We start from the raw sequence: 24,468 nt of genomic DNA on the forward strand, positions 1-24,468 counted from the left end.
GCCGGGGGCGCCCCCCCCCGCCCGGGGGCGGCGGCCCCCCCCCCCGGGCCCCCCCCCCCCGGCCCCGCCCCCCCCCCCGGCGGCCCCCCCCCACCGTCGTGTCTCAGAGGTCCAGGTCCACGTAGAGCGCCGCGTGGTCGGACGCCGCGTCCGTCTTCGACGTGACGGTGTCGAACGACTTGATGCCCGGCGGCGCGAAGAGTCCCCGGGTCTCCAGCCCGACGTGCTGCACCTGGGGCCAGAGCGACGGAGGCAGCAGCACGTAGTCGATCTTGTCGCGCTCGCTGCGGCAGTCCCCGTGGGTGCCGGGCTCGCCGTGGTAGGACGGGTGGCTCATGACGTCCCGCAGCCCGGTGTCCCGCAGTTCCTCGGCCGCCGCGCTGGTCGGGTCGTCATTGAGGTCTCCGGCGACCAGGACGTGCGGGGTGCGCTCCGAGGCGGCGCGGTAGATCTCCACGACCCGCCTCGCCTGGGCCAGCCGCAGCTCCGGGTCGTCGTTGAACTTGCTCTTGAGGTGGTTGCCGAGGACCACCAGGGGCGACCCGTCGAGCCGGATCTCGAACTCGGGGCAGTCCCGGCTGAAGAGGCGCTCGTCGGGGTGCTCCGGGCCGGTGTCGAAGAGGTGCGTCCGCACGGACGTGATCGGGTGGCGGCTGAGGATCCCGATGTCGATGCCCCGGGGGTCGTTGCCGTCGATCAGCAGGTTGTACGGGTACGGGCGTCTGCCGAGCGCCCCGGCCAGCACCTGGGTGTTGAAGCGCTCCAGGGTGAGCCGGTCCTCGACCTCCACGGTGAGCAGGATGTCGGCGTCGACCTCCGAGACCACCCGGCCGGTGTTGCGCACGACGTCCAGGTGGAGGTCGTCCTGCCCCAGCTCGGCCCAGCCGGCCCAACCGGTACGGCCGTCCGCGGTGACCTCGACCTTGGTGTTCTTCCCGGTCCCGGACGTCCGGAACAGCCCGGAGCCCTTGCCGGGACGGGACTGGTTGACGTAGATCGGCGGAGGGTCCTGCGGGTCGATGGCGTACGCCCGGTGCTTCTCGATGATCCGGGCGATCTCCTTCTTGTCGCCCTCCTGATACACCGGCAGGTCCAGGAGGGTGACCAACTTGGCGAAGTCACCGAGGACTTCCTCGCGCTTCGCCGTATCCGCGAGGCGGAAGGCCGTGGGCCGGCGGAACACGTTCTCCATGTTGAAGGTGGCGATACGGACGCTCATGGCGGGCCTCCTCCGGCGGCGCGAGAGCACCGCGGGGCCGGCGGCAGGCGCCGCCTGAGGACTGCTCGCCGACAGTTCCCATTCTCCGGGCACCACGCAGCGGTGTCCAACGGAACGGGCCCGGAGCCGGGAACCGGTGCTGACCTCTGGTCAGGGGAGGGTGGGCCGGGGGGGGGGGGGGCCCCCCCCCGCCCCCCCCCCCCCCCCCCCCCCCCAACAGCGTCCGGGGCGCGGGGGTCCCCGCCCGCGCCCCTACCGCACGCTCAACGTCCCTGCAGCGTCCGGACGTTGTCGCCGAAGGTCCAGTTCTTCGATCCGTCCCAGTTGACCGACCAGGTCATCAGGCCCTTGAGCGCGCCGCCGTAGTGCTTCCACGCCTGGGACACCAGGGACGGTGACATGTAGCCGCCGCCCGCGCCCGACTGTGCGGGCAGGCCCGGCACCTGCTTGTCGTAGGGCACCCGCACGGTCGTGCCCTGCACGACGAGCCCCTTGGCGAGGCAGTCGGTCTGGGCGGTGAAGCCCTGCACGGTGCCGGCCGAGTACGAGTCGCCGGAGCAGCCGTACATGCTGCCGTTGTAGTACTGCATGTTCAGCCACCACAGCCGGCCGTTGTCCGCGTACTTCTTCACGATCGGCAGGTAGGCGCCCCAGATCGAGCCGTAGGTGATGCTGCCGCCGGTCACGTAGGCGGTCTCCGGCGCCATCGTCAGGCCGAAACCGGCCGGCATCCGGTCGAGGACGCCGTCGATGATGCGGACCAGGTTGGCCTGGGACGTGGACAGTTGGGTGATGCTGCCGCTGCCCACCAGGCCGGTCTCGATGTCGATGTCGATGCCGTCGAAGTTGTACTTCTTCAGGATCGGGACGATCGTCGCCACGAACCGGTCGGCGACCGCGCTGGAGGAGAGGTCGATGCCGGCCGCCGCGCCGCCGATGGACAGCAGGATCGTCTGGCCCGACGCCTTGGCCGCGCACATCTCGGCGGGCGTGGCCACCTTCACCCCGCTGTCCATGCCGTCCTCCCACAGGGCCGTCCCGTCCGAGCGGATGACCGGGAAGGCCGCGTCGACCACGTTGTAGCCGTGGGCGGGTATCCGGGAATCGGTGATCGGGGTCCAGCCGAAGGGCGGGTGGACGCCGTTGGCGGAGCCGTCCCAGTTCTCCCAGTAGCCCTGGAGCACCTTGCCGGCCGGGCGCGGCTTCACGGCGCAGGTGTCGGCGGCGGAGGCGGTGGGGGCGATGGCGATCGCGAGCGGAGCGAGGACGGCCGTGGTGAGCGCGGCGGTGAGCAGACGCAGCGTGCGGCGGAGCATGCGGGGCCTCCCGGTGGGGGGTGCGGTGAGGTGACGTAGGCATGACAGTGCTGATTCGACAGTGCAGGTGGTCCAGACCTCTCGTCAATAGGTCTGGACCAAGTCCCGATTGGCTGTGCGGTGCGCCCGGGGGGCGGCTGGCGAATGACAGATGACAGATGACAGATATTGAAATCTGTCATCTGTCATGGCAGAGTGGACGACATGACGATCCGAACCCGAACCCTCGGAACCACCGGCCCCCAGGTCTCCGCCCTCGGCCTCGGCTGCATGGGCATGTCCGCGCTGTACGGCGACGCCGACCGCGCGGAGTCCGTCGCCACCGTCCACGCCGCCCTCGAAGCGGGCGTCACCCTGCTGGACACCGGCGACTTCTACGCCATGGGGCACAACGAGATGCTGATCGGCGAGGCCCTGCGCGCCGCGCCCGCCGCCCTGCGCGACAAGGCCCTGCTCAGCGTGAAGTTCGGCGCCCTGCGCGACCCGGACGGCAACTGGTCCGGCTACGACGGCCGCCCTGCCGCCGTGAAGAACTTCGCCGCCTACTCCCTTCAGCGCCTCGGCGTCGACCACATCGACGTCTACCGCATCGCCAGACTCGACCCGGACGTGCCGATCGAGGAGACCGTCGGTGCCATCAGCGAACTGATCGAGAAGGGGTACGTCCGGCATGTCGGCCTGAGCGAGGTCGGCGCCGAGACCATCCGCCGGGCGGCCGCCACCGCCCCGATCGCCGATCTGCAGATCGAGTACTCGCTCATCTCGCGCGGCATCGAGCGGGACATCCTGCCGACCACCCGTGAGCTGGGCATCGGCATCACCGCGTACGGCGTCCTGTCCCGCGGTCTGATCTCCGGCCACTTCTCCCAGGACCGCAAGCTGGCCGCCAACGACTTCCGTGCCCACTCGCCCCGCTTCCAGGGCGAGAACCTGCGACACAACCTGGCGCTGGTCGAGGCGTTGCGCACCATCGCCGAGAAGAAGGGCGTGAGCGTCGCGCAGATCGCCATCGCCTGGGTCCTCTCCCGCGGCGAGGACATCGTGCCGCTCGTCGGCGCCCGCACCCGTGACCGGCTGGGCGAGGCGCTGGGCGCCGCGGACATCACCCTGGACGAGGCCGACCTCGCCGCCGTCGAGGAGGCCGTCCCCGCCGACGCGGCGGCCGGCGACCGCTACCCGGCGGCACAGATGGCACACCTCGACAGCGAGCACTGACCACGCCCCCGGGTACGGTCTATGGCATGGCACCGACCACCGAGACCCTGACCGCCGAGCGCATCCTCGAAGCGACCGAGGAGGTGCTGCGCCGCCACGGCCCGGCCAAGGCCACCGTGGTCGACGTGGCCCGCTCGCTCGGGGTCAGTCACGGCAGTGTCTACCGGCACTTCCGCACCAAGGCGGCGCTGCGCGAGGCGGTGACCAAGCGGTGGCTGGACCGTACGTCGGAGCGGCTCGCCGGCATCGCCGCCGGTGACGACGCCGCCGAGGACCGGCTGCGGGCCTGGCTGGCGGCCCTGTTCGAGGCCAAGCGGCACAAGGCGGGCGACGACCCGGAGCTGTTCGCGACCTACACGGTGCTGACCGACGAGAACGGCGGGGTGGTCGGCGAGCACGTCACCGACCTCACCGCCCAGCTCGCCAGGATCATCGAGGCGGGCGCCGGGGCGGGCTCCTTCACCACCCCCGACCCGGCCGCGGCGGCCCGCGCCGTCTTCCAGGCCACCGGCCGCTTCCACGACCCGTGCTACGCCCGGGAGTGGCAGCAGCCCGGCATCCGGACGGAGTTCGAGGCGGTCGTCGAGCTGCTGGTGCGCGGCCTGAAGGCGTAGGCCGACGTCGCACGGTGAACCGCCGGGCTCCGCGCGTCGGCGCGACGGCCGGCGTGGGCCGAAGCCGTCCCCGTCCTGGTCCCGGTGCCGGTCGCGGCTCAGCCGACGTCACTCGACGCTGCGGCGGGTCGGGACCGTGCCGGCTGTCAGCGGGACGGCTGGCGGGTGGCCGCCGGGTCCACCGTCGCCTGGTGGGCCTCGGCCAGGTGCTCCTCGGCCTTCAGCCAGGGCAGGAACTGGGCATTGCGGCGCCAGCCGCAGGTGTCGCATCTGATCGTGCGCTGCACACCCGTGCGCTGCACCCGGACGACGTGCTCCCGGCCGTGCCCGTCCCAGCGGCTGACCTTGCTCGTGCTGATGTCCCGCGGCATGACGCCTCCCCACGTCCGGCAGACCCGACCGCAAGGAGTGTGCAGCAGGTTCAACATCAACGGGGGGTCCTTCGCGGCGAGTTGTCCAAGCCGTGCCCCGGGACCGGCCGGCTCAGCCGACCGTGCGCGGCAGCCGCAGGCTGAGCAGGCCGGTCAGCACCACCCCCGCCAGCTGCGCCAGCAGCGTGACGACCAGCGCGTCCCGCATGCCCTGGTGCGGTACGAGGGCCAGGAAGAGGGTGCCGAGGGTGGCCACCCCGAGGGCGAGCGCGGACTGCTGGGTGGTGACCATCACACCGCTGCCGACCCCGGCCCGGGCCGGCGGCACCTCGGACATCACGATCCGCATCAGGTTGGGGAGTTGCAGCGCCTGCCCGGCCCCCGCGACGGTCACGCCCGGCAGCAGCGGACCGAAGCCCAGGTGCGGCCAGTCCCGCCAGGCTGCCAGCACGATCAGCAGCACGCCCGCGCCCTGCACCACGGCACCGGCGGTGAGCACCCGGGTTCCGTACCGGGCGATCAGCCGCGGCCCGGCCAGGGAGACGAAGAGGAACGCCACCGCCATCGGCGCGAGCGCGAGCCCCGCCGGCACCGGTCCGAGCCCGGCGCCCCGCTGCAACGCCAGCGCGATCACGAACATGAACCCGCTGAAGCCGACGGAGAACGGGAGGATCAGCATCAGTCCCCGGCGCAGTGACGCCAGCGCGAACAGGCTCGGTGGCACCAGCGGGGTGCGCCCCTGCCGGTCCGCCCGCCGCTCCACCGCGTAAAAGGCGGCCGCCGCGAGGGGGAACGCGGCCAGGGACAGCCACGTCCACAGCGGCCAGCCGGCGGCCCGGCCCTCGGTCAGCGGCGCGAGCAGCGTCAGCAGGGACACCGCGAGCAGGACGGTGCCGGGCCCGTCGACGGGCTCCGGACGCGGGGAGCGGGTCTCCGGAACGAACCGCACGGCCAGCACCAGACCCAGCAGCACGACCGGCACATTGACCAGGAAGATCGCCCGCCAGCCGGTCCCGGCGAGGTCGGCGGCGACCAGCACGCCGCCCAGGATCTGCCCGGCCACCATGGACAGGCCGGCGGTGGCGCCGTACAGGCTCATCGCCCGGGCCCGGCGGCCGCCGCTGGTCGTGGCCTGGATGGTGGCGAGCACCTGCGGCAGCATCGCCGCGGCCGACGCACCCTGCGCGGCCCGCGCGCCCACCAGCCACCAGGCGCCGGGCGCGAGCCCGCAGGCCAGCGAGGTCAGCCCGAAGGCGGCCATGCCGGCGAGGAACAGCCGCCGCCGGCCGAACAGGTCCCCGAGCCGCCCGCCGAGCACGAGCAGCACGGCGTAGGCGACCCCGTACCCGGCCACGACCAGCTCCAGCACGGCCTCGCCCGCGGCGAGATCGGCACCGATGGTGGGCAGGGCGACGTTGACGATGAAGAAGTCGACCAGCGGCAGCGCGGCCGCCAGCAGAACGGTGAACAGCCCGGGCCCGCTCAGCACGGGCGAGGACGCCCGGGCGCGGACCGCGGAGGTGGTGACGGTCTGTGTCATGCCCCCGAGCCTGCGCGCACCCTCAGGCGGGTACCAGAGTGTCCTTGTCCTGGTACAAGAACTACCTGGCAACAGGATCCGCCACGGGGCACCCTGGAGCCATGACGACCACCGTCCAGCGGACCGCCGCCCCGCCGACCGCGCCGGCCGGCCCGACGCCGCCGACCGGCCCGACCGCGCGGGGCGCGGAGATCCGGCGGCACGAGCTGGCCGCCTTCCTGCGCAGCCGGCGTGAGCGGATCACGCCCGAGCAGGTCGGGCTGCCCCGGGGTGCCCGGCGGCGCACCCCCGGACTGCGCCGGGAGGAGGTCGCCCAGCTCTCCGCGGTCGGTGTCACCTGGTACACCTGGCTCGAACAGGCCCGCAACATCCAGGTGTCCGTGCAGGTCCTGGACGCCCTGGCCCGCACCCTGATGCTGGACGCGGGCGAACGAGCCCACCTCTTCCAGTTGGCCGGCGCCGCCGATCCGAGCCCGGCCGCCGACTGCCCCAGCGTGACCCCGGCCCTGCGCGAGATGCTCCGAGCACTGGAGCCGGTCCCGGCCTGCATCCAGAACAGCCGGTACGACATCCTCGCCTACAACCGCACCTACGGCCTGCTGCTCGGCGACCTGGACGCCGTCCCGCCCGAGGACCGCAACTGCATGCTCCTCGTGTACACCAACAGCGACTGGCGCGCGGCCATCGTCCACCTCGACGAGACCATGCGCCTGATGGCCGCCCGGCTGCGCGCCTCGCTGGCCGGCCACCTCGGCGAGCCCGCCTGGAAGATGCTGGTCAAGCGGCTGCAGACGGAGTCGGCGGAGTTCCGCGAGAACTGGGAGCGGTACGAGGTCGTCGGCCACCGCACCAAGATCAAGGAGTTCCTCAACCCCTACGTGGGGCATCTGACGCTGGAGCACACCGACCTGTGGCTGGGCCCGGACGCCGGGCCGCGGATGGTGACGTACACCCCGCGCAACGAGGAGACCCGCCGGCGCCTGGAGAAGCTGCACGAGAAGGCACTGGCAGGTCAGGGGCGCCCCTGAGGGGGCCCCTGAAAAACTTCCTTCGGGTCAGGAGCCGCCGGCTCGGCACCCCGCGGACAGGCGGCCCCCGGAACGGGCACCCCGGCTCGGCACCCCGCGGACAGGCGGCCCCCGGGACGGGCACCCCGGGTCGGCGTCCCGGGGCAGGCGCCCGGTGTCAGGCGCGCCCGGAGGCTCCCACGACCTCGCGGACCTTCGCCGACTCCAGCCGGTCCGCCGTGCGCTCGGCGGTCCGCCGGGCCCAGCGCCCGCTGGAGACGAAGCCGAGGACCAGCACGGCCAGCCCGCACGCGGTGAGGATCCACCATCCCGGCCTGGCGGCCGACACGAACGCGTCCCTGTAGGGCGACGACCCCACTCCGGAGGCGAGCACCGCCCCGACGACCGCCACGCCCAGTGACTGCCCCAGCTGCCTGCTGGTGGAGGCGACCGCGGCCGCGACACCAGCCTGGGCCCGCGGCATCCCGGAGACCGCCGTGTTGGTGATCGGGGCGTTCACGAAGCCGAAGCCGATGCCGAACAGCATGTAGCCGACGAACAGGGTGGCGTTGGAGGTCTCCGCCTCGAAGGCCGCGAACAGCACCCCGCTCGCGGTCATCGCGGCACCGGCCAGCACCAGCGGCAGCCGCGGCCCCCGGCTGCCCACCAGGCGTCCGGACAGCGGCGCGCACACGAACGCGGGCGCGGCCATGGGCAGCATCCACAGGCCCGCGTGCAGCGCGTCGAGGCCGCGCACGTTCTGCAGGTACAGCGTGGACAGGAACAGGAAGCCGCCGAGGGCCGCGAACGCGCTGACCGCGATCACGGTCGCGCCACTGAACGGGGCGGAGTGGAAGAAGCGCAGGTCGATCAGGGGCTCGTCGCGTCGGGGCTCGTACCAGAGCAGGGCGAGCAGGGCCACGACCGCCACCGCGCCGAAGGGGGCCACGGTGCCGAGTCCGGCGTCCGGCGCCTCGATGATCGCGTACGTCAGTGAGCCGAACAGGGCGATCACCAGCAGCTGGCCGACCGGATCGGGGCGGCGGGCCTTCGGGGCGCGGGACTCCGGCACGAACCGCAGCGTGAGCAGCAGGGCCGCGAGGCCGACCGGGAGGTTGACCCAGAAGATGGAGCGCCAGCCGACCGACTCCACCAGCAGGCCGCCGACCAGCGGACCGGCCGCCATGGAGATGCCGACCACCGCGCCCCAGACACCGATGGCGCGGGCGCGCTCACGGGAGTCGGTGAAGGTGTTGGTGATGATCGACATGGCGACCGGGTTGAGCATCGAGCCGCCGATCGCCTGGACCATGCGGAAGACGACGAGCAGTTCGAGGTTGGGCGCGAGGGAGCAGAGCAGGGAGCCGAGCGAGAAGACGACCAGGCCCGACATGAAGATCCGCTTGCGGCCGATGCGGTCGGCGGTGGAGCCCGCGAGCATCAGCAGGGAGGCCAGGACCAGTGTGTAGGCGTCGATGGTCCATTGCAGGCCGGAGGTCTCGGCGTGCAGTTCGCGCTGCATCGAGGGCAGCGCCACGTTCAGGACGGTGTTGTCGAGGCTCACGATCAGCAGACTCATGCAGCAGATCGCGAGCACGAGCATGCGTCGGCGGTGGCTGAGCTCGGGCATGGGCCCCATCGTACGCGAATTTCGATAGTGCATCTAACTAATGACCGCTACAAGATGCCGGCGTGTCCGTGTCCGTGTCCGTGGCCGCGTCCGTACCGGTGCCGGTGTGCGGGACCCGGAATGCGCTCCGGCCACCCCCTGTACCCGGGCCCGCCGGGGGCAAGCGCCCCGGGTTCCGGGAGGGGCCGGCGGAGCAGGGCGGGGAGTGAGGGACAATGGGTCCTTGCCTCCCGCCGTACGTCCGTCCCGGAGCCGTCTGATGACCCACCCGCTCTCCATCGGCCCGCACGCCGTCGCGCCGCCCGTCGTGCTCGCACCCATGGCGGGCATCACCAACGCGCCCTTCCGCACCCTGTGCCGGGAGTTCAGCGGCGGCAAGGGCCTGTTCGTCAGCGAGATGATCACCACCCGGGCGCTGGTCGAGCGCAACGACAAGACCATGCAGCTGATCAGGTTCGACGCGAGCGAGCAGCCGCGCTCGATCCAGCTCTACGGCGTCGACCCGGCGACCGTCGGCAAGGCCGTCCGCATGATCGCGGAGGAGGGCCTCGCCGACCACATCGACCTGAACTTCGGCTGCCCGGTCCCCAAGGTGACCCGGAAGGGCGGCGGCTCCGCCCTGCCGTACAAGCGCAACCTGCTGCGCGCCATCCTGCGCGAGGCGGTCAGCGGGGCGGGGGACCTCCCCGTCACGATGAAGATGCGCAAGGGCATCGACGACGACCACATCACCTACCTCGACGCCGGCCGCATCGCCGTCGAGGAGGGCGTCACGGCGATCGCCCTGCACGGCCGAACGGCCGCCCAGCACTACGGCGGCACGGCCGACTGGGACGCCATCGCCCGTCTGAAGGAGCACGTGCCCGAGATCCCGGTGCTCGGCAACGGCGACATCTGGTCGGCCGAGGACGCGCTGCGGATGGTGCGGGAGACCGGCTGCGACGGTGTGGTCGTCGGGCGCGGCTGCCTCGGGCGGCCGTGGCTGTTCGCGGACCTGGTCGCCGCCTTCGAGGGGCGCACCGAGGACCTGGCCCGGCCGACCCTGCGCGAGGTGGCCGCTGTCATGGTCCGCCACGCGACCCTGCTCGGCGAGTGGATCGGGGACGAGTCGAAGGGCGTCGTCGACTTCCGCAAGCACGTTGCCTGGTACCTCAAGGGCTTCGCGGTCGGCTCCGAGATGCGCAAGCGGCTCGCGATCACCTCGTCGCTGGCGGAGCTGCGGGCCGGTCTCGACGAGCTCGACCTGGACCAGCCCTGGCCGGCCGGCGCGGACGGGCCCCGCGGCCGTACGTCCGGCAACAACCGTGTGGTGCTGCCGGACGGCTGGCTGAAGGACCCGTACGACTGCGCGGGCGTCGGCGAGGAAGCGGAACTGGACACGTCCGGGGGCTGATTCCGCCCGCGCGCCGTCCGCCGCCCGCCGTCGCCGTCCGGCGGGTCAGCCCCGCTTCGGGTGCGGGGTCGAGCCGTAGGCCGTCAGGAATCGGTCGCGGAAGGAGCTCATCTTCCACACCGGGGCGTCGTGCGCGGGCCGGAGACCGTCCGTCCACCCCCACCCGTCGATCTTGTCGAGGACCTTCGGGTCCTTGGCGACGATCGCCACCGGCACGTCACGGCTGGCGTGGTTGCCGCTGACGCGGGCGATGGGCTGGTGGTCGCCGAGGAACACCAGGACGGTGTCCTTGCTGCCGTAGCGCTCCAGCCACTGGGTGAGCGCGGTCACCGAGTACTGGACCGACTTGCCGTACTCCTGCCGGGACCTGGTGGTGTCGGCGATGATGTCGGCCGGCTTGTTCCCCGCCGCCTGGATGCCCTTGAAGATCGAGCCGTCGCCGAGCTGGTCCCAGCCGACCATCTTCGGGATCGGCGCCCAGGGCTGGTGGCTGGAGGTGAGGATGAGCAGCGACATGCGCGACCTGCCGTCGGCGGGCCGCTTGCTGTGCACCCGCTCCTGGTACTGCTGGAGCGCGTACTGGTCCGGCATGGTCGACCAGCTGAACTTCGGCCCCTTGTAGCCGAGTTCGAAGGCGTTGTAGACCTTGTTCAGGCCGTAGAAGCTCTGCTCCGGCCATGCCTTCTGCACACCCGGCATGACCCCGACCGTGTCGAAGGCACCGGTCTTCTCGAACGCCTTGGTGAGGCTGAGGTGGTCGCTGGCCATGACCGTGCGGTAGCGCTGCTGGTTGTTGACCCACAGCCCCGACATGGTGGTGGAGTGGCCGAGCCAACTGCTGCCGCCGTAGGTCGCCGAGGTCAGCCAGCCGCTCTTGGCGTGGAAGCCCGCCTTGGCCAGCGCGGCGGTGCGCTCGTCCAGGGTCTTGTCGACGCCGGGCGCGATGATCGGGTCCTCGATCGCGCTGCGGCCGTAGCTCTCGATGAACGTGAAGATCATGTCCTTGCCGCGCAGGTCGGGCACGAGTTGGGCGCCGGGGGTGTTCCCGAAGGCGTCGACCCTCGCGACCTTGCGGAACTCCGCCTCGTCCCGGAGGGTGTCGGCCACCCGGTGGGCCTGGATCTTCAGGGCGGCGGCGGTGCGGTCCGAGGCGATCGGCACGCCGGAGATCTGCAGGCCGAGCGAGGAGCAGGTGATCCACACGACGCCCGCGACCAGCGTGCCGCGAGTGGCGGTACCGGTGTGCCGGGCGAGCAGGTTGCTCAGCCGGACCATGGACAGCGCCAGCAGCACGAAGAGCAGCAGCACCAGGGCGATCAGACCGGCGGTGGCGACGAGGGTGGCCGTACGGCCGAGCGAGTCCTCCAGGTACGACTGCGCGTCGCCGAGCAGGCTCCAGTCGAGGACGAGGTTGAAGCTGCGGCCCAGGTACTGGTTGAACCCCATGTCGAGCAGGTTCAGCACGGTCATCGCGGCCAGCGCCGCCCCGGACACCGCGGCCAGCACCACCCGGGGCCGACGCGGCAGGGCCAGCATCACCGCGGCCCCGATGACCGCCTCCGCCGGAATCCGGGCGAACTTCACGGGCCGCAGCCCGACGACGCTGTTCGGTAGCACCAGCGCGGCCACGACCAGAGCGGCGGCCAGTACGGTCACCGTCACGGACAGCCCGCGTGCGGCCCCCGGATGCGCCTCCCGCCAGCGCCCCACGCGCCTGGCCCACCGGGTCCGCACTCCGTCCGCACCGGCCACTGTCGCCTCATCGACGTCCGGCTGCGTGGCCTCCGGGCCGGGCGTGGGATCGGCTTCGCCGGCGCCGGGCTCGGTGGCTTCGGCGGTGGTGGCGGTCCCGCCGGTGGTGGACTGTGCTGCGTCGCCGGTGTCGGACCGTGCGGCCTCACCGGTGATGGCGACCCTGTCGGTGCCGGGTTGTGCGGCCGCTCCAGTAGCGGCGGCCTCGTCGGTCCCGGACGGTGCGGCCGCTCCGGTGGCGCCGGACTCGGTCTCCGGGGCCTGACCGGCGGTGCCGGTCGCGTCGGCGTTCGGCTTCTCTGCCTCTTCGGCGGGGCCGGCCTCTGTGGCACCCCTCTTCGGGGCCTCGCCGCTCTGGCCGGCCTTGTCGGGACCGGGCTCCGGGGTCTCGGCGGCGGCGCCGGCCGCGTCGACGTCCGGTTTCTCCGCCTCTTCGGTGGGGCCGGTCTCGGAGAGGACCGCCTTCGTGGCCTCCGCGGTGGGGGCAGTCTCATCGGCCCCGGCCTTCGGGACCGCTTCGGTGCTGTCGGCCTTGTCGGTGCCGGGCTCCGGGGCTTCCCCGGTGGCCGCCGATCCGGCCGTGCGGGGCTCCGGAACCTCATCGGTGCCGGGCCCCTCCGCCTGGCCGGTCGCGGCCGGCTCGGCGGCGCGGGGCTGCGGGGGCTTGCCCGTGACCGGCCCGGGGGCCGCCGCGGTGGCCGGGTCCGCCTCGCTCGGGGCGTCCCCGGTCGTCGCCTCCGGTGTGTCCGGTGACTGGCGCGTGCTCGTGTGCTGAGGCAACCCGGAGGTCCTTCCGTGCGAGACCCGTGACGGAGTGGCGGGCCACGCCGGGAGGCTGGGCAGGGCCGGGGAAGCACGGCCCGCCTGGCCCGCCGCCATCCCGTACGGCTCGCCCGAGTCCGCTGTTCACGGGCCTCGGCAAACACCGGGCAAACGCCCGGTCAAAGCCCGTCAGACCCCTCCGACCGCGGTGAGCAGGGCCAGCGGGGCCGCCGCCGAGCGGGCCTCGCGGACGCACGCGTGCGGGTACGGCACCGGCTCCGGATGCGTACCGCGGCCGTACCCCGCGAGGACCTCTGGCAGCCGGTGCCCGGTGGCCGTCGCCGCCTCCACCAGGGCGCGCGCCACCGTACGGGCCTCGTCGTGCAGCCCGTACCGGGCCAGACCCAGCGCGATCAGCGCGTTGTCGTGCGGCCAGACCGAGCCGCGGTGGTACGACAGCGGGTGATACGCCGGCTGGCCGGAGGCGAGGGTGCGCACTCCCCAGCCGGAGAAGAAGTCCGGCTCCAGCAGGCGCCGGCCGACGGCCTCGCCGTACTCCTTGTCCAGCAGCCCCGACCACAGCAGGTGCCCGGCGTCGGAGGCCAACGCGTCCACCTGGCGGCCGTCGCCGTCGAGCGCGAGCGCCGGGAAGGAGTGCTCCCGCATCCAGAAGTCCCGCTGGAAGCGGTCCCGGAGGTCGGCGGCCGCCTGCTCCAGCAGCGCCGCGTACGTCTCGTCGGCCCACGCCGTGCGCGCCACCCAGGCCGTGCGGCGCAGCGCGTCGTACGCGTAGCCCTGGGCGCCCGCGGCCATCACCGCCCCGGTGGGCCGGGTGCCGTCGGCCCAGCAGATGGCGCCGGGGGAGTCCTTCCAGTTCTGGTTGGCCAGGCCGCCCTCGTCGGCGCGGTAGACGAGGTAGCCGCGCGAGGTCAGTCCGCCGTGGTCCAGCATCCAGCCGACGGCGGCCCGGGCGTGCGGCTCCAGACGCCGGGCCAGGTCCGTGTCCCCGGTCCGCTCGGCGTAGGCCCCGAGCAGGATCAGGAACAGCGGGGTGGCGTCGACCGAGCCGTAGTACCGCCCGAACGGCACCTGCCCGAAGTGCGCCAGCTCGCCGTGGCGCACCTCGTGCACGATCTTGCCGGGCTGCGCGGCGGACGCCCCGCCCGTCGTGGTCGCCTGCGTCGCGGCCAGCGCGAGCAGCGTGGCCGCGGCCGACCGGGGCCGGTACGGCAGCGCGAACAGGGCGGTGAGCAGCGCGTCCCGGCCGAGCAGGGTGAGGAACCAGGGGGCGCCGGCGGCCGGGACGCGCAGCTCCTCGCCGTCCGGCCCGGCCGCGGGCACCTGGAGCGCGGCCAGGTCGGCCAGCCCGCGGGCGCAGGCCCTCGCCAGCTCCGGCCGGCCGGTGGGGAAGGCGACGCCCTCCATGAACCGCTCCTCCAGGTCGACGACCTGCTCGTGCACCGAGGCGGGGGAGCGCGGCACCCGCAGGGCGCGCCGGTCGCCGTGCGGGCGGGCCATCACGCGCAGCATCAGCTCGGTGGTGCCGTGGGGTTCCAGCTCCAGGGTCCACACCAGTCGGCGGGCGCCGGTGCCGGTCTCCTCGACGGCGTCCGGGGCGGGCTCGGCCGTGATGGTCGTGCAGGACCGCCATTCGGCCCGCCGGTAGGTGAACTGGATGCCGTCGTCCAGGATCTGGCGGGAGCGCACGGCGCCGGCCTTGACGTAGGTGCGGTGGTCGGAACGCAGCTCGAACTGGTCGGTGAAGTCGGCGTCGGCGGTGAGGGCGAGCCGGACGGTGGTGGGTGCCGGGCGGTTGCTCGTCACCCGCAGGGACTCGACGAACGAGCTGTCGCCGACGGCCTGTTCCCGGAAGAGGGTGTGCCCGGGCGGCTCCCGCCGGCCCCCGCGCGGCACCAGCACACAGCGGGCCGCGTCGCCGTCGGCGACCGGGGTGAGCACCTCGGGCACCGCGCCGTCGACGGTGAGCTGCCAGCGGCTGAGGTGCCGGGCGTCCCGCACGAACAGCCCGTCGGGGGAACTGCCGTTGCGTACCCCGCTGATGTCGCCGCGGTCGCCCACGGCGGCGAAGGTCGCCCCGTGCACGAGCAGATGATGCCGGTCCGTCATTGCCGGTCCCCTCCCTTGTCACTGGTGTCGAACGCGCCGGTGGCCGTGCGGGACACGGTGGGGCCCCGGCGCTGGTGCAGCAGGTCCAGTGCGAGCGCGGCGGTCCAGCTGAAGCCGGTCGCCCCGCAGGCCTGGCCGGTGTACGGGTCGACGTACTCGGCGAAGTCGGTGGCCCCCGCGAGGGCGACCACCGCCGCGCGCAGGGCGTCGGCCGGTTCCCGCTCGCCGTGCGTCCGCAGCCCCCGCTCCAGCAGCCAGCTGGTGTTGAACCAGGCGGGTCCGCGCCAGTACCGGTGCGGGTCGAAGGCCTCGCCGAGCAGGTCGTAGCTCGGGACCAGCGCCGTGGACCGGCCGAGCCCGAAGTGCGGGCCGCGCAGCGTGCGCACGAGGGCGCAGGCGACGTCCCGGGGCAGTTCCGGCAGCAGCAGCGGGACCAGGCCGGACACACCGCGCTCGGGCAGCAGGCCGCCGCCGCGCAGGTCCCGGCACAGGAACATCCCGCTCGCCGGCTCCCACAGCCGTTCCACCAGGGCCGCCGTGAGCCGCCCGGCTCGTGCGCGGCGGGCCGTCCCGGGCGCACCCAGCTCCTCGGCGATCCGGGCCAGTGCCCGCTCGGACGCGATGAGCAGGGCGTTGAACGCCGGGTCCTCGACGGCGAACCGCCCGCCGCCGTCGGCGTACCCGGCGTCCCGGTAGTCCGCGGCCAGCCGCACGTACCGCCCGTAGTCGAGGTCGGTCGGCCGGTCCTCGGGCGCGCCGTGGGTGAGGTCGGCGCGGCGGAAGGTGCGGGCCGGGGCCGGGGTGACCCGGGAGAGCGGGAGGTCCCAGCAGGGGCTGTTGTCCATCCCCTGTTCCCAGGGATGCACGACGGACGCCAGGCCGCCCCCGCCCAGGTCCCGCCGGTGCAGCAGATAGCGGTGCCAGGCGGCCAGCCGGGGATACATCCGGGCCAGGAAGCCGCGCGCCCGCGACAGGGCGGGGTCGGCGCGGTGCACCAGCCAGGCCGCCAGCGCGTGCACGGGTGGCTGCACGATGCCCGACGTCTGTACGGTGCGCGGGGCGCCGGCCGCGCGCCCCGCGGTCGAGGAGCGCCAGAAGTCGGGGCTCGGGAAGTACGCGTCGAGCGGTACGGAGGGGTTGAAGACGATGTGCGGGACGCGCCCGTCGCCCCACTGGGCCGCCAGCAGCGTCTCCAGTTCGGTCTGCGCCCGCAGGGGAGACAGGTGGCGCAGGCCGATGGCGACGAACGCCGAGTCCCACGACCACTGGTGCGGATACAGGCTCCGGGAGGGGACGGTCGAGCCGCCCGTCCAGTTCGCCGCCAGCACCTGGGCCGCCCGCGCGCGCAGCGACGGTTCGGACGGGCCGGACAGGTCGGCCGGGCCGGACAGGTCCGGGGTGGGGGTCGGCGCCGCGGTTAAGTGTGTGGCCTCCGGGTCCGGGGCCGGTTCCGGTGCCGTGGTCGGGGCCGGTTGCGGTGCCGGGCGGTCGTATGCGATCGCAGGCTCGGGGGAACAGGCTGTGAGCTGGGAAGTGCGGTCCACTCGGGGCTCCCCGAAGACGTCCGGCCGGTCGGGTTTGACGGTGGCCGGCGGTGGCTACCGTGGGGTTACGTCTATTTAACACGCAGAACCCACTATGTAATGCGGGTTCGGTGAACACAAGGGGGTGTGCATGACCGGACGGCCCGGCAGGACCGGCAAGGGTGGCAGTCAGCCCGGCGCCGGCGATCTGCTCGAACTGGTGCGCAGCGGACGGGCGGTGACTCGGGGCGCGCTCCAGCAGGCCACCGGGCTGTCCCGCGCCACCGTCGGACAGCGCCTGGACCGGCTGTTCCGGGCGGGCTGGCTGCGCGAGGGAGCCGCGGGTCCGGTCGAGTCGTCGCTCGGCGGGCGACCCGCCATCACCCTGGAGTTCGACGACTCCCACGCGGTCGTCCTCGCCGCCGACCTCGACACCCGGCACGCGCGCGCGGCCGTCCTCACCCTGACCGGCGAGATACTCGCCGAGCGCGCGGGCACCCTGGTGGTGCAGGCCGGCCCCGAGGCGGTGCTGGGCGAACTCGCGCGCTGGTTCGGCGAGCTGCTGGCCGGGGCGGGGCACCCACCGCACGCGGTGTGCGGCATCGGTCTCGCGGTCCCGGGCCCGGTGGACAGCGAGACCGGCCGGGTCGTGCAGCCGCCGATCATGCCGGGCTGGGACGGCTACGACATACGGGGGCGCCTCTCCCGCGCCTTCACCGAGCACACCGGCGCCGGCCCCGTCCCGGTCCTGGTCGACAACGACGCCAATCTCATGGCCTACGGCGAACAGCGCACCGGGTACCCCGACTGCTCGGCGTTCGTGCTGGTGAAGGTGTCCACGGGCATCGGTGCCGGGGTGGTGGTCGACGGCTCCGTCTACCGGGGCGTCGACGGCGGCGCGGGGGACATCGGGCACATCCGGGTGGGCTCCGAGACGCTCTGCCGGTGCGGCTCGTACGGCTGTCTCGCCGCCGTCGCCAGCGGTGGCGCCGTGGCCCGGCGGCTGGCGGAGTCCGGGGTGCCGGCCGCGTCCGGCTCGGACGTGCGGGACCTGCTGGCCGCCGGCCACCCGGAGGCGGCCGCGCTGGCCCGGGAGGCCGGGCGCCGGGTGGGGGACGTGCTGGCCACGGTGGTGACACTGCTCAACCCGGGGGTGCTGATGATCGCGGGCGACCTCGCCGGGACCGCCTTCCTCACCGGTGTCCGGGAGCTGCTCTACCAGCGGGCGCTGCCCCGCTCCACGGCCCGTCTGGACGTCGTGACCGCCCGGCTGGGGGAGCGGGCCGCGCTGGTGGGCGCGGGGGCGCTGGTCGTGGAGCACCTGTACGCGCCCGAGCGGGTGGAGGAGCGGCTGCTCGCGCTGGGTGTGTGACCCGCTCGAACCGCGCCGGGCGCCGGGTGCGCGACCCGCTCGACCTGCTCGTCTCCGGTCCGGACACCCGTCCGCATGGTGAAATCCGACGCGCTGTGGCAGCGTGATTCTCGCCACCCTTGATAAGGGTTGCGCTCAGATGAGCGGATCTTGAGCGACTGCACTTCTCCAAGGGGTGGCACTCGGTGCCACCCCTTGATCGTTCATCGATCGAACTCAGACGTGTTGAGAGCCGCTCATCTGAGCAATTAACCCCACCTTCGTGGGTGGGTGCGTTCAAGAGATGAACACTTACTGCTGTTGTTGCTTGCCAAGCTTTGACTTTCGATCCGCTGGCGGACGAGTGGTTACAGGCGCATGACGCGCAAGTGGACGTACCAAGGTGCCTTCGATCTGGGTATGTTCCTCGCCGTCAGGGCAGCCACCGCGGCCTCAAGGAGTCGAGACCCGTGTCGGAAAACAAAGAACCCCACGTAGCGAAGTTCGTTTACGACTTCACCGAGGGCAACAAGGAGCTCAAGGATCTCCTCGGCGGCAAGGGTGCCAACCTCGCCGAGATGACGAACCTGGGCCTCCCGGTCCCTCCTGGCTTCACCATCACCACGGAGGCCTGCAAGGTCTACCTGGAGAGCGGCGAGGAGCCCGCGGCACTGCGTGACGAGGTGAGTGCGCACCTCGACGCCCTCGAGCAGAAGATGGGCAAGAAGCTCGGCCAGGCCGACGACCCCCTGCTGGTCTCGGTCCGCTCCGGCGCGAAGTTCTCCATGCCCGGCATGATGGACACCGTCCTGAACATCGGCCTCTCCGACAAGTCGGTGCAGGGCCTGGCCAAGCAGGCCGGCGACGACCGCTTCGCGTGGGACTCCTACCGCCGCCTCATCCAGATGTTCGGCAAGACCGTCCTCGGCGTCGACGGCGAACTCTTCGAGGAGGCCCTCGACGCGGCCAAGTCGGCCAAGAAGGTCACGGTCGACACCGACCTCGAGGCCGCCGACCTGAAGAAGCTGGTCACCAAGTTCAAGAAGATCGTCAAGACCGAGGCCGGCCGGGACTTCCCGCAGGACCCGCGCGAGCAGATGGACCTCGCCATCAAGGCGGTCTTCGACTCCTGGAACGGCGACCGGGCCAAGCTCTACCGCCGCCAGGAGCGCATCCCGCACGACCTCGGCACGGCGGTCAACGTCTGCTCGATGGTCTTCGGCAACCTCGGCCCCGACTCCGGCACCGGCGTCGCCTTCACCCGTGACCCCGCCTCGGGCCACCAGGGCGTCTACGGCGACTACCTGCAGAACGCGCAGGGCGAGGACGTGGTCGCGGGCATCCGCAACACGGTCGCGCTCGCCGAGCTGGAGAACATCGACAAGAAGTCGTACGACCAGCTCATGCAGATCATGGAGACCCTGGAGAACCACTACAAGGATCTCTGCGACATCGAGTTCACCATCGAGCGCGGCCAGCTCTGGATGCTCCAGACCCGCGTCGGCAAGCGCACCGCCGGTGCCGCCTTCCGCATCGCGACCCAGCTCGTGGACCAGGGCCTCATCGACGAGACCGAGGCGCTCCAGCGTGTCAGCGGCGCCCAGCTGGCGCAGCTGATGTTCCCGCGCTTCGACGAGTCCGCCAAGGTCGAGAAGGTCGGCCGGGGCATCGCCGCCTCGCCGGGCGCCGCGGTCGGCAAGGCGGTCTTCGACTCCTACACCGCCGTGAAGTGGTCCCGCTCGGGCGAGAAGGTCATCCTCGTCCGCCGCGAGACCAACCCCGACGACCTCGACGGCATGATCGCGGCCGAGGGCATCCTGACCTCGCGCGGCGGCAAGACCTCCCACGCGGCCGTGGTCGCCCGCGGCATGGGCAAGACCTGTGTCTGCGGCGCCGAGGAGCTCGAGGTCGACACCAAGCGCCGCCGCATGACGGTGCCCGGCGGTCACATCGTGGAGGAGGGCGACGTCATCTCCATCGACGGCTCCTCCGGCAAGGTCTACCTGGGCGAGGTCCCGGTCGTCCCGTCCCCGGTCGTGGAGTACTTCGAGGGCCGGATGCACCCGGGCGCCGACGACGCCGACGAGCTGGTCGAGGCCGTGCACCGCATGATGGCCTTCGCCGACCGCAAGCGCCGCCTGCGGGTGCGCGCCAACGCGGACAACGCCGAGGACGCGCTGCGCGCCCGCCGCTTCGGCGCCCAGGGCATCGGCCTGTGCCGCACCGAGCACATGTTCCTCGGCGAGCGCCGCGAGATGGTCGAGAAGCTGATCCTCGCCGACACCCAGGAGGAGCGCGAGGCGGCCCTGCGGGAGCTGCTGCCCCTGCAGAAGAAGGACTTCGTCGAGCTGTTCGAGGCGATGGACGGCCTTCCGGTGACGGTCCGTCTCCTCGACCCGCCGCTGCACGAGTTCCTGCCGGACATCACGGAGCTGTCGGTCCGCGTGGCCCTGGCCGAGTCCCGCCAGGAGCCGCACGAGAACGAGCTGCGCCTGCTCCAGGCGGTCCACCGTCTGCACGAGCAGAACCCGATGCTGGGTCTGCGCGGCGTACGCCTCGGCCTGGTGATCCCCGGCCTGTTCACCATGCAGGTCCGCGCGATCGCGGAGGCCGCGGCGGAACGCAAGACGGCCAAGGGCGACCCGCGCGCCGAGATCATGATCCCGCTCGTCGGCACGGTCCAGGAGCTGGAGATCGTCCGCGAGGAGGCCGACCAGGTCATCGCCGAGGTCCAGGCGGCGACGGGCACGGAACTCAAGCTCGCCATCGGCACGATGATCGAGCTGCCGCGCGCCGCGCTCACCGCCGGCCAGATCGCGGAGGCCGCGGAGTTCTTCTCCTTCGGCACCAACGACCTGACCCAGACGGTGTGGGGCTTCAGCCGGGACGACGTGGAGGCCTCGTTCTTCACGGCCTACCTGGAGAAGGGCATCTTCGGTGTGTCGCCCTTCGAGACGATCGACAAGGACGGCGTCGGTTCCCTGGTGAAGGCGGCCGCGCAGGCCGGCCGCGCCACCCGGCCCGACCTCAAGCTCGGCGTCTGCGGCGAGCACGGCGGCGACCCGGAGTCGGTCCACTTCTTCCACGAGGCCGGCCTGGACTACGTCTCCTGCTCCCCGTTCCGCATCCCGGTCGCCCGCCTGGAAGCGGGTCGCGCGGCCACCAACTCGGCGGGCAGCGACCACCGCTAGACCCCGGAGCCGTCGTCGGTCCCCGACCCTCAAACCGATCGACGGCGGCTCCGGCGCACATGAAGAAAAGAGAAGGGGCGGCACCCTGTGCGGGGGTGCCGCCTCTTCGCGCATGGTCTGCGGAAGATGGCCCGCCGAGAGGGGATCATCCCGAAGTGCCCATGGGAGGGGCTGAGACCACCAGAGGTCTTCTACCCGGAGATCCACCCGCTCCATCCGGAGGCGGTGAGGGCCCTCGTCGTGACCGCATCCCTCGGTACCGCGCCCTGGTGCGGCAAGCCTTCGGCCAGGGGAGGACCGTGCTTTGCCCCGCGAGACGGGGCCTGCGGCCCGTTCCGTGATGATCCTCTTGCATACGCTCTGCGAGGTGACAAAGCTGGCTAAAAGGATGGAATCCGAACGCCTCAGAACGGAGAAGGAGCCCTATACCGGCCATATAGAAGATCAAAGGGAGAGGGAGTCATGACGACGCAAAGGTCCGAGACGTCGGCAACTCCGAAGGATGCCGCGCCGACCGTCTTCAGGCAGCCTGACGGTCTCGGGAAGCGGGTCGGGGACATAGCGGAAATCACGGTTCTCTGGGATGTCGAGCCAGGCGGGGCGGAGAGGTTCCGCCAGCACGCCGACAAGATCCAGGAAGACGCTTTCCACTACGAGAAGCTTGTCGGCACCGTCCACGACTTCCGTGTCACGTTCATCAACAATGACACCCAGGTCATAGGCGCGGTCACCTACGACGGTGACTTCAAGCCGTACATCGCGGACATCTTCGCCAACGCCGCGCCGTGGTTCGACGAGATGTTCGACGGCGTCCTCGAGGGCTACCCCGGGGCGACCGATCCCGGCATCGTCGACTGGCTGACACCGAAGATCGTGGAGGCCGACATGTGGTACGCCTCCAATCCGAGCATGACGGTCGAGGACACCGCCAAGGCCCAGAAGGTCTCCCAGGCGTTCAACTCGTTGCTGGATGCGGCGGCCGACTGACGGCCTGGCCCTCGGCGGTCGTGGCCGCCTCGGCGAACTGCCCGCTGGAAGGTGTGTCCGTCGAAAGGGGCGTACCCAGCAGTTGTCATCCGTCCCGAGTGCTGTGGCTGTGGTCGGACTGCGGCCCTGGCACCTGGGGCATCACCCAGGCGGCCCGGCAACGGCGCACGGCCGCCGGACCCGGGTCCCCGCAGCGAAGGCCGCGCCGTCATGTCCGACCACCTCTCCGGCACCCGCGCCGAGGCCGATCCAGCCATCGACCTCGCGGATCTCTACGTTTTCCCCAGCCCTTCCCTGGAGGGCCGGCTCGTCCTCGTCATGGACGTCTTTCCCAATGCCCGCCCGGGGGCCCTGTTCTCCGACGCCGCCAGCTACCGGTTCCGCGTTCGCCCCGCAGCCATCGCAGCGGATCATCCGGGTTCACTTTTCGAGGTGGGTGCCGATGAGTACGCATTCACCTGCACCTTCTCGGGCCCGATCGAGTCGGACGTCGGCGGAGAGGTGGCGCAGTGGGGGACGTGCGTGCTTCCGGACGGGGAGGCGGTCGCGTTCCAGGTGAACGACGAGCGGGGCGGCGAGGGGCAGGGCGTGCGCGTCTACGGCGGGCTGCGGCTGGATCCATTCTTCATGGATGTCGGCAAAGAGGTGCAGACGCGGACGGAGCGACGGCTCGCCTTCCTGCCGAAGGGCACCAACACGCTGCACGACGTCAACGTCCTGACCATCGTCGTCGAGTTCGACGTCGCCGGGCTGCTCGGGTCGGCCGTGGGCGCCGTGTTCGCCGTCGCCGCGGAGACCGTCACGGCCGGCCCCTATCCCATACGCCTCGAACGGCTCGGCCGCCCGGAGGTGAAGAACGTTCTGATGTCGGAGAACGGGGTCGACAGCGCGAACAAGGTGGTGGACCTGCGCGACCTGTACAACGAGGAAGACCCGTTCCGGCCGGGCCCGCAGCACTTGGCCGCCTACCGCTCCCGGCTCAACGCCAACCTCGCCTTCTTCGACGGTCTGGACGGCAAACTCGACTGGCAGATGGACCCGGGCGGCACCCATCCGCTGACCGACCTGCTGCTCGCCGACTTCTTGGTCGTGGACGTGGCGCAGCCGTACGCCGAGGACAGCTACTTCGAGATCGAGCGTGCGCTGTTGGAGGGCAGGTCGCACGCGACCTGTGGCGGCCGCTCGCTCGACGACGATGTCATCGACACGCTGTACACGCTGATCGTCAATGCCTTCCACGGCCCACGGGTCAGTGACGGCGTCGACCAGGCGACCGCACGGAGTTCCCGGGAGTTCCCGTATCTGGCACCGCCCAACCTCGACCCGCCCCAGCCGGTTTCCATTCCGTCGGCCTCAGCAAGCTGATGGGAGGCAACGTCGCAGCGGCCGACCGGACGAGCGACGGGGAGATCCCCGATCTCGCCGGCGGTTGTGCGACGACGGCGGGAGTGATCGCGATGGGCAACCTCCATGCGCGCATCGAGGGGCTGACGGGCCAGGCGACGCGGGGAAGTCTGACGGGTGCCGGGTGGGACGAGCTGGTAGAGCTGACCGCGCTGCGCGGGCATGTTCTCGGCCGTATCGACGAGGCCGAGCGCGCTGCGTCGCTCGCCGAGATGTTCGTCGACCGGTCCCCCGGCGATCCGCGCGCCCGTGTGGCTCGCGCCAGGCTGGCCGCGCGGTTTCATCGGTTCTCGGCGGCACTGGCCGATCTGGACGCGGCGGCCGCGATGGGGCTCGAACGACGGCGCCTGGACGAGGAGCGGGCCGCCGTCCATCAGGCGGTCGGGCGGTACGACGAGGCACTCGCCGCGCATCGACGGGCGCTGTCGGAGCGGCGTGGCTTCAGTGCCCTGGCCGCCCTGGCTCGGTGGCACGCGGAGTGTGGTGAGGCGGCCGAGGCCGAGAGGTGGTTCGTGGCCGCCAGACGCGGTTATCGCGGGGTCAGCCCCTTCCCGCTCGCCGAGCTCGAATGCCAGTGCGGACAGGTATGGCTGTCCGCGGGTGACCTGGCAAGGGCGCGGCTCTGGCTGGACGAGGCGGTACGCCGACTGCCGCCCTACGCGCCGGCGCGAGGCCGTCTCGCCGGTATCGATGCCGTCCGGGGCGGGACCGCCGGGGTGATCGGCCGGCTGCGCCGGCTTGCTCGTGACAGCGATGATCCCCACTACGCGGCTCAGCTCGCCGGCGTTTTGGCAGACGGGCAGGCGTGGAGCGAGGCGCGGTTCTGGCGCGCCAGGGCCGCTGACCACTACGAGCTGTTGGTCGCGCGCCACCCGGAGGCGTACGCCGATCACGCGGCGGAGTTCTGGCTGACGGTCGGCGGCGATCCTGAGCGGGCCCTTCGCCTGTCGCTCCAGAACCTCGCGCTTCGACCGACTCCTCGGGCCCGCGCGCTCGTCTCTCGGGCGAGGAACCGTGTCGGAGAGAGTCGCCAGATCTAGAAATTGGTACAAATCGGCAGTTGTTT

17 protein-coding genes are annotated in these 24,468 nt (G+C 72.1%); 9 read left to right on the plus strand and 8 right to left on the minus strand.

Annotated features, from left to right (window positions below; all coding sequences use genetic code 11):
* Window positions 1-103: 103 nt before the first annotated feature.
* Together V7E45_RS04110 and V7E45_RS04115 are read right to left on the minus strand one after the other, a co-directional pair.
* Window positions 104-1,219, minus strand: a complete 1,116-nt coding sequence (locus tag V7E45_RS04110; protein ID WP_333772676.1) for an endonuclease/exonuclease/phosphatase family protein — start codon at window positions 1,217-1,219, stop codon at window positions 104-106.
* A 263-nt stretch (window positions 1,220-1,482) separates the two neighbouring features.
* Window positions 1,483-2,535 carry a chitinase gene (locus tag V7E45_RS04115; protein ID WP_333772677.1) on the minus strand — a complete coding sequence of 351 codons (1,053 nt, stop codon included), beginning with the start codon at window positions 2,533-2,535 and terminating at the stop codon, window positions 1,483-1,485.
* Window positions 2,536-2,739: 204 nt separating this feature from the next.
* Between V7E45_RS04115 and V7E45_RS04120 the strand changes: the two genes are divergently transcribed.
* Together V7E45_RS04120 and V7E45_RS04125 are read left to right on the plus strand one after the other, a co-directional pair.
* Entirely contained in the window at window positions 2,740-3,750 is a 1,011-nt protein-coding gene (locus V7E45_RS04120; RefSeq protein ID WP_333772678.1) for an aldo/keto reductase, read from the plus strand.
* Window positions 3,751-3,776: 26 nt separating this feature from the next.
* Entirely contained in the window at window positions 3,777-4,364 is a 588-nt protein-coding gene (locus V7E45_RS04125; RefSeq protein ID WP_333772679.1) for a TetR/AcrR family transcriptional regulator, read from the plus strand.
* Window positions 4,365-4,510: 146 nt separating this feature from the next.
* Here V7E45_RS04125 and V7E45_RS04130 read toward each other — a convergent pair whose 3' ends face one another.
* Together V7E45_RS04130 and V7E45_RS04135 are read right to left on the minus strand one after the other, a co-directional pair.
* On the minus strand, window positions 4,511-4,735 hold the full coding sequence (locus tag V7E45_RS04130) for a hypothetical protein (RefSeq protein WP_333772680.1): 225 nt from the start codon (window positions 4,733-4,735) through the stop codon (window positions 4,511-4,513).
* A 112-nt stretch (window positions 4,736-4,847) separates the two neighbouring features.
* Entirely contained in the window at window positions 4,848-6,275 is a 1,428-nt protein-coding gene (locus V7E45_RS04135; RefSeq protein WP_333772681.1) for an MFS transporter, read from the minus strand.
* A gap of 101 nt (window positions 6,276-6,376) precedes the next feature.
* Here V7E45_RS04135 and V7E45_RS04140 point away from each other — a divergent pair, with 101 nt between their 5' ends.
* Window positions 6,377-7,303, plus strand: a complete 927-nt coding sequence (locus V7E45_RS04140) for a helix-turn-helix transcriptional regulator (RefSeq protein ID WP_333772682.1) — start codon at window positions 6,377-6,379, stop codon at window positions 7,301-7,303.
* A 157-nt stretch (window positions 7,304-7,460) separates the two neighbouring features.
* Here the strand turns inward: V7E45_RS04140 and V7E45_RS04145 are convergent, their stop codons facing one another.
* The gene (locus tag V7E45_RS04145) at window positions 7,461-8,912 is read right to left on the minus strand and encodes an MFS transporter (RefSeq protein WP_333772683.1); all 1,452 of its coding nucleotides are present in this window, start codon (window positions 8,910-8,912) and stop codon (window positions 7,461-7,463) included.
* 259 nt (window positions 8,913-9,171) lie between these two features.
* Here V7E45_RS04145 and dusB point away from each other — a divergent pair, with 259 nt between their 5' ends.
* Complete coding sequence (gene dusB / locus V7E45_RS04150; protein ID WP_333772684.1) at window positions 9,172-10,305, plus strand: tRNA dihydrouridine synthase DusB; 1,134 nt, start codon at window positions 9,172-9,174, stop codon at window positions 10,303-10,305.
* A gap of 45 nt (window positions 10,306-10,350) precedes the next feature.
* On the opposite strand, the gene V7E45_RS04155 is transcribed toward dusB, so the two are convergent.
* From V7E45_RS04155 to V7E45_RS04165, 3 genes are all read right to left on the minus strand, one after another.
* Complete coding sequence (locus tag V7E45_RS04155; RefSeq protein WP_443055932.1) at window positions 10,351-11,967, minus strand: CDP-alcohol phosphatidyltransferase; 1,617 nt, start codon at window positions 11,965-11,967, stop codon at window positions 10,351-10,353.
* Window positions 11,968-13,008: 1,041 nt separating this feature from the next.
* Window positions 13,009-14,946 carry an amylo-alpha-1,6-glucosidase gene (locus V7E45_RS04160; protein WP_333772685.1) on the minus strand — a complete coding sequence of 646 codons (1,938 nt, stop codon included), beginning with the start codon at window positions 14,944-14,946 and terminating at the stop codon, window positions 13,009-13,011.
* On the minus strand, window positions 14,943-16,337 hold the full coding sequence (locus V7E45_RS04165; RefSeq protein WP_333772713.1) for an MGH1-like glycoside hydrolase domain-containing protein: 1,395 nt from the start codon (window positions 16,335-16,337) through the stop codon (window positions 14,943-14,945). Before V7E45_RS04165 ends, V7E45_RS04160 begins: the two co-directional genes overlap by 4 nt.
* A 283-nt stretch (window positions 16,338-16,620) precedes the next feature.
* On the opposite strand from V7E45_RS04165, the gene V7E45_RS04170 reads away from it, so the two are divergent.
* The 5 genes from V7E45_RS04170 to V7E45_RS04190 all read left to right on the plus strand — a co-directional run bounded on the left by V7E45_RS04170 (window position 16,621) and on the right by V7E45_RS04190 (window position 24,442).
* Window positions 16,621-17,841, plus strand: coding sequence for an ROK family transcriptional regulator (locus V7E45_RS04170; RefSeq protein ID WP_333772686.1), 1,221 nt, complete (start codon window positions 16,621-16,623; stop codon window positions 17,839-17,841).
* Between the two features lie 449 nt (window positions 17,842-18,290).
* Window positions 18,291-21,011: a pyruvate, phosphate dikinase gene (ppdK, locus tag V7E45_RS04175; RefSeq protein WP_333772687.1), complete on the plus strand. Its 2,721-nt coding sequence runs from the start codon at window positions 18,291-18,293 to the stop codon at window positions 21,009-21,011.
* A 462-nt stretch (window positions 21,012-21,473) separates the two neighbouring features.
* Window positions 21,474-21,998, plus strand: a complete 525-nt coding sequence (locus V7E45_RS04180) for a hypothetical protein (RefSeq protein WP_333772688.1) — start codon at window positions 21,474-21,476, stop codon at window positions 21,996-21,998.
* Window positions 21,999-22,208: 210 nt separating this feature from the next.
* Complete coding sequence (locus tag V7E45_RS04185) at window positions 22,209-23,363, plus strand: DUF4331 family protein (protein WP_333772689.1); 1,155 nt, start codon at window positions 22,209-22,211, stop codon at window positions 23,361-23,363.
* Window positions 23,363-24,442: a tetratricopeptide repeat protein gene (locus tag V7E45_RS04190; RefSeq protein WP_333772690.1), complete on the plus strand. Its 1,080-nt coding sequence runs from the start codon at window positions 23,363-23,365 to the stop codon at window positions 24,440-24,442. Before V7E45_RS04185 ends, V7E45_RS04190 begins: the two co-directional genes overlap by 1 nt.
* Window positions 24,443-24,468 lie beyond the last annotated feature (26 nt).

It is taken from the genome of Streptomyces sp. IBSBF 3136, from assembly GCF_036815105.1.
In the GTDB taxonomy this organism is placed as follows: domain Bacteria; phylum Actinomycetota; class Actinomycetes; order Streptomycetales; family Streptomycetaceae; genus Streptomyces.

Coding starts and splice junctions, on each gene's coding strand:
- V7E45_RS04190 (WP_333772690.1), top strand. CDS start 23,363: ATGGGAGGCAACGTCGCAGCGGCCGACCGGACGAGCGACGGGGAGATC.
- V7E45_RS04115 (WP_333772677.1), bottom strand. CDS start 2,535: ATGCTCCGCCGCACGCTGCGTCTGCTCACCGCCGCGCTCACCACGGCC.
- V7E45_RS04185 (WP_333772689.1), top strand. CDS start 22,209: ATGTCCGACCACCTCTCCGGCACCCGCGCCGAGGCCGATCCAGCCATC.
- V7E45_RS04120 (WP_333772678.1), top strand. CDS start 2,740: ATGACGATCCGAACCCGAACCCTCGGAACCACCGGCCCCCAGGTCTCC.
- V7E45_RS04135 (WP_333772681.1), bottom strand. CDS start 6,275: ATGACACAGACCGTCACCACCTCCGCGGTCCGCGCCCGGGCGTCCTCG.
- V7E45_RS04110 (WP_333772676.1), bottom strand. CDS start 1,219: ATGAGCGTCCGTATCGCCACCTTCAACATGGAGAACGTGTTCCGCCGG.
- V7E45_RS04140 (WP_333772682.1), top strand. CDS start 6,377: ATGACGACCACCGTCCAGCGGACCGCCGCCCCGCCGACCGCGCCGGCC.
- dusB (WP_333772684.1), top strand. CDS start 9,172: ATGACCCACCCGCTCTCCATCGGCCCGCACGCCGTCGCGCCGCCCGTC.
- V7E45_RS04160 (WP_333772685.1), bottom strand. CDS start 14,946: ATGACGGACCGGCATCATCTGCTCGTGCACGGGGCGACCTTCGCCGCC.
- V7E45_RS04170 (WP_333772686.1), top strand. CDS start 16,621: ATGACCGGACGGCCCGGCAGGACCGGCAAGGGTGGCAGTCAGCCCGGC.
- V7E45_RS04130 (WP_333772680.1), bottom strand. CDS start 4,735: ATGCCGCGGGACATCAGCACGAGCAAGGTCAGCCGCTGGGACGGGCAC.
- V7E45_RS04145 (WP_333772683.1), bottom strand. CDS start 8,912: ATGCCCGAGCTCAGCCACCGCCGACGCATGCTCGTGCTCGCGATCTGC.
- V7E45_RS04180 (WP_333772688.1), top strand. CDS start 21,474: ATGACGACGCAAAGGTCCGAGACGTCGGCAACTCCGAAGGATGCCGCG.
- V7E45_RS04125 (WP_333772679.1), top strand. CDS start 3,777: ATGGCACCGACCACCGAGACCCTGACCGCCGAGCGCATCCTCGAAGCG.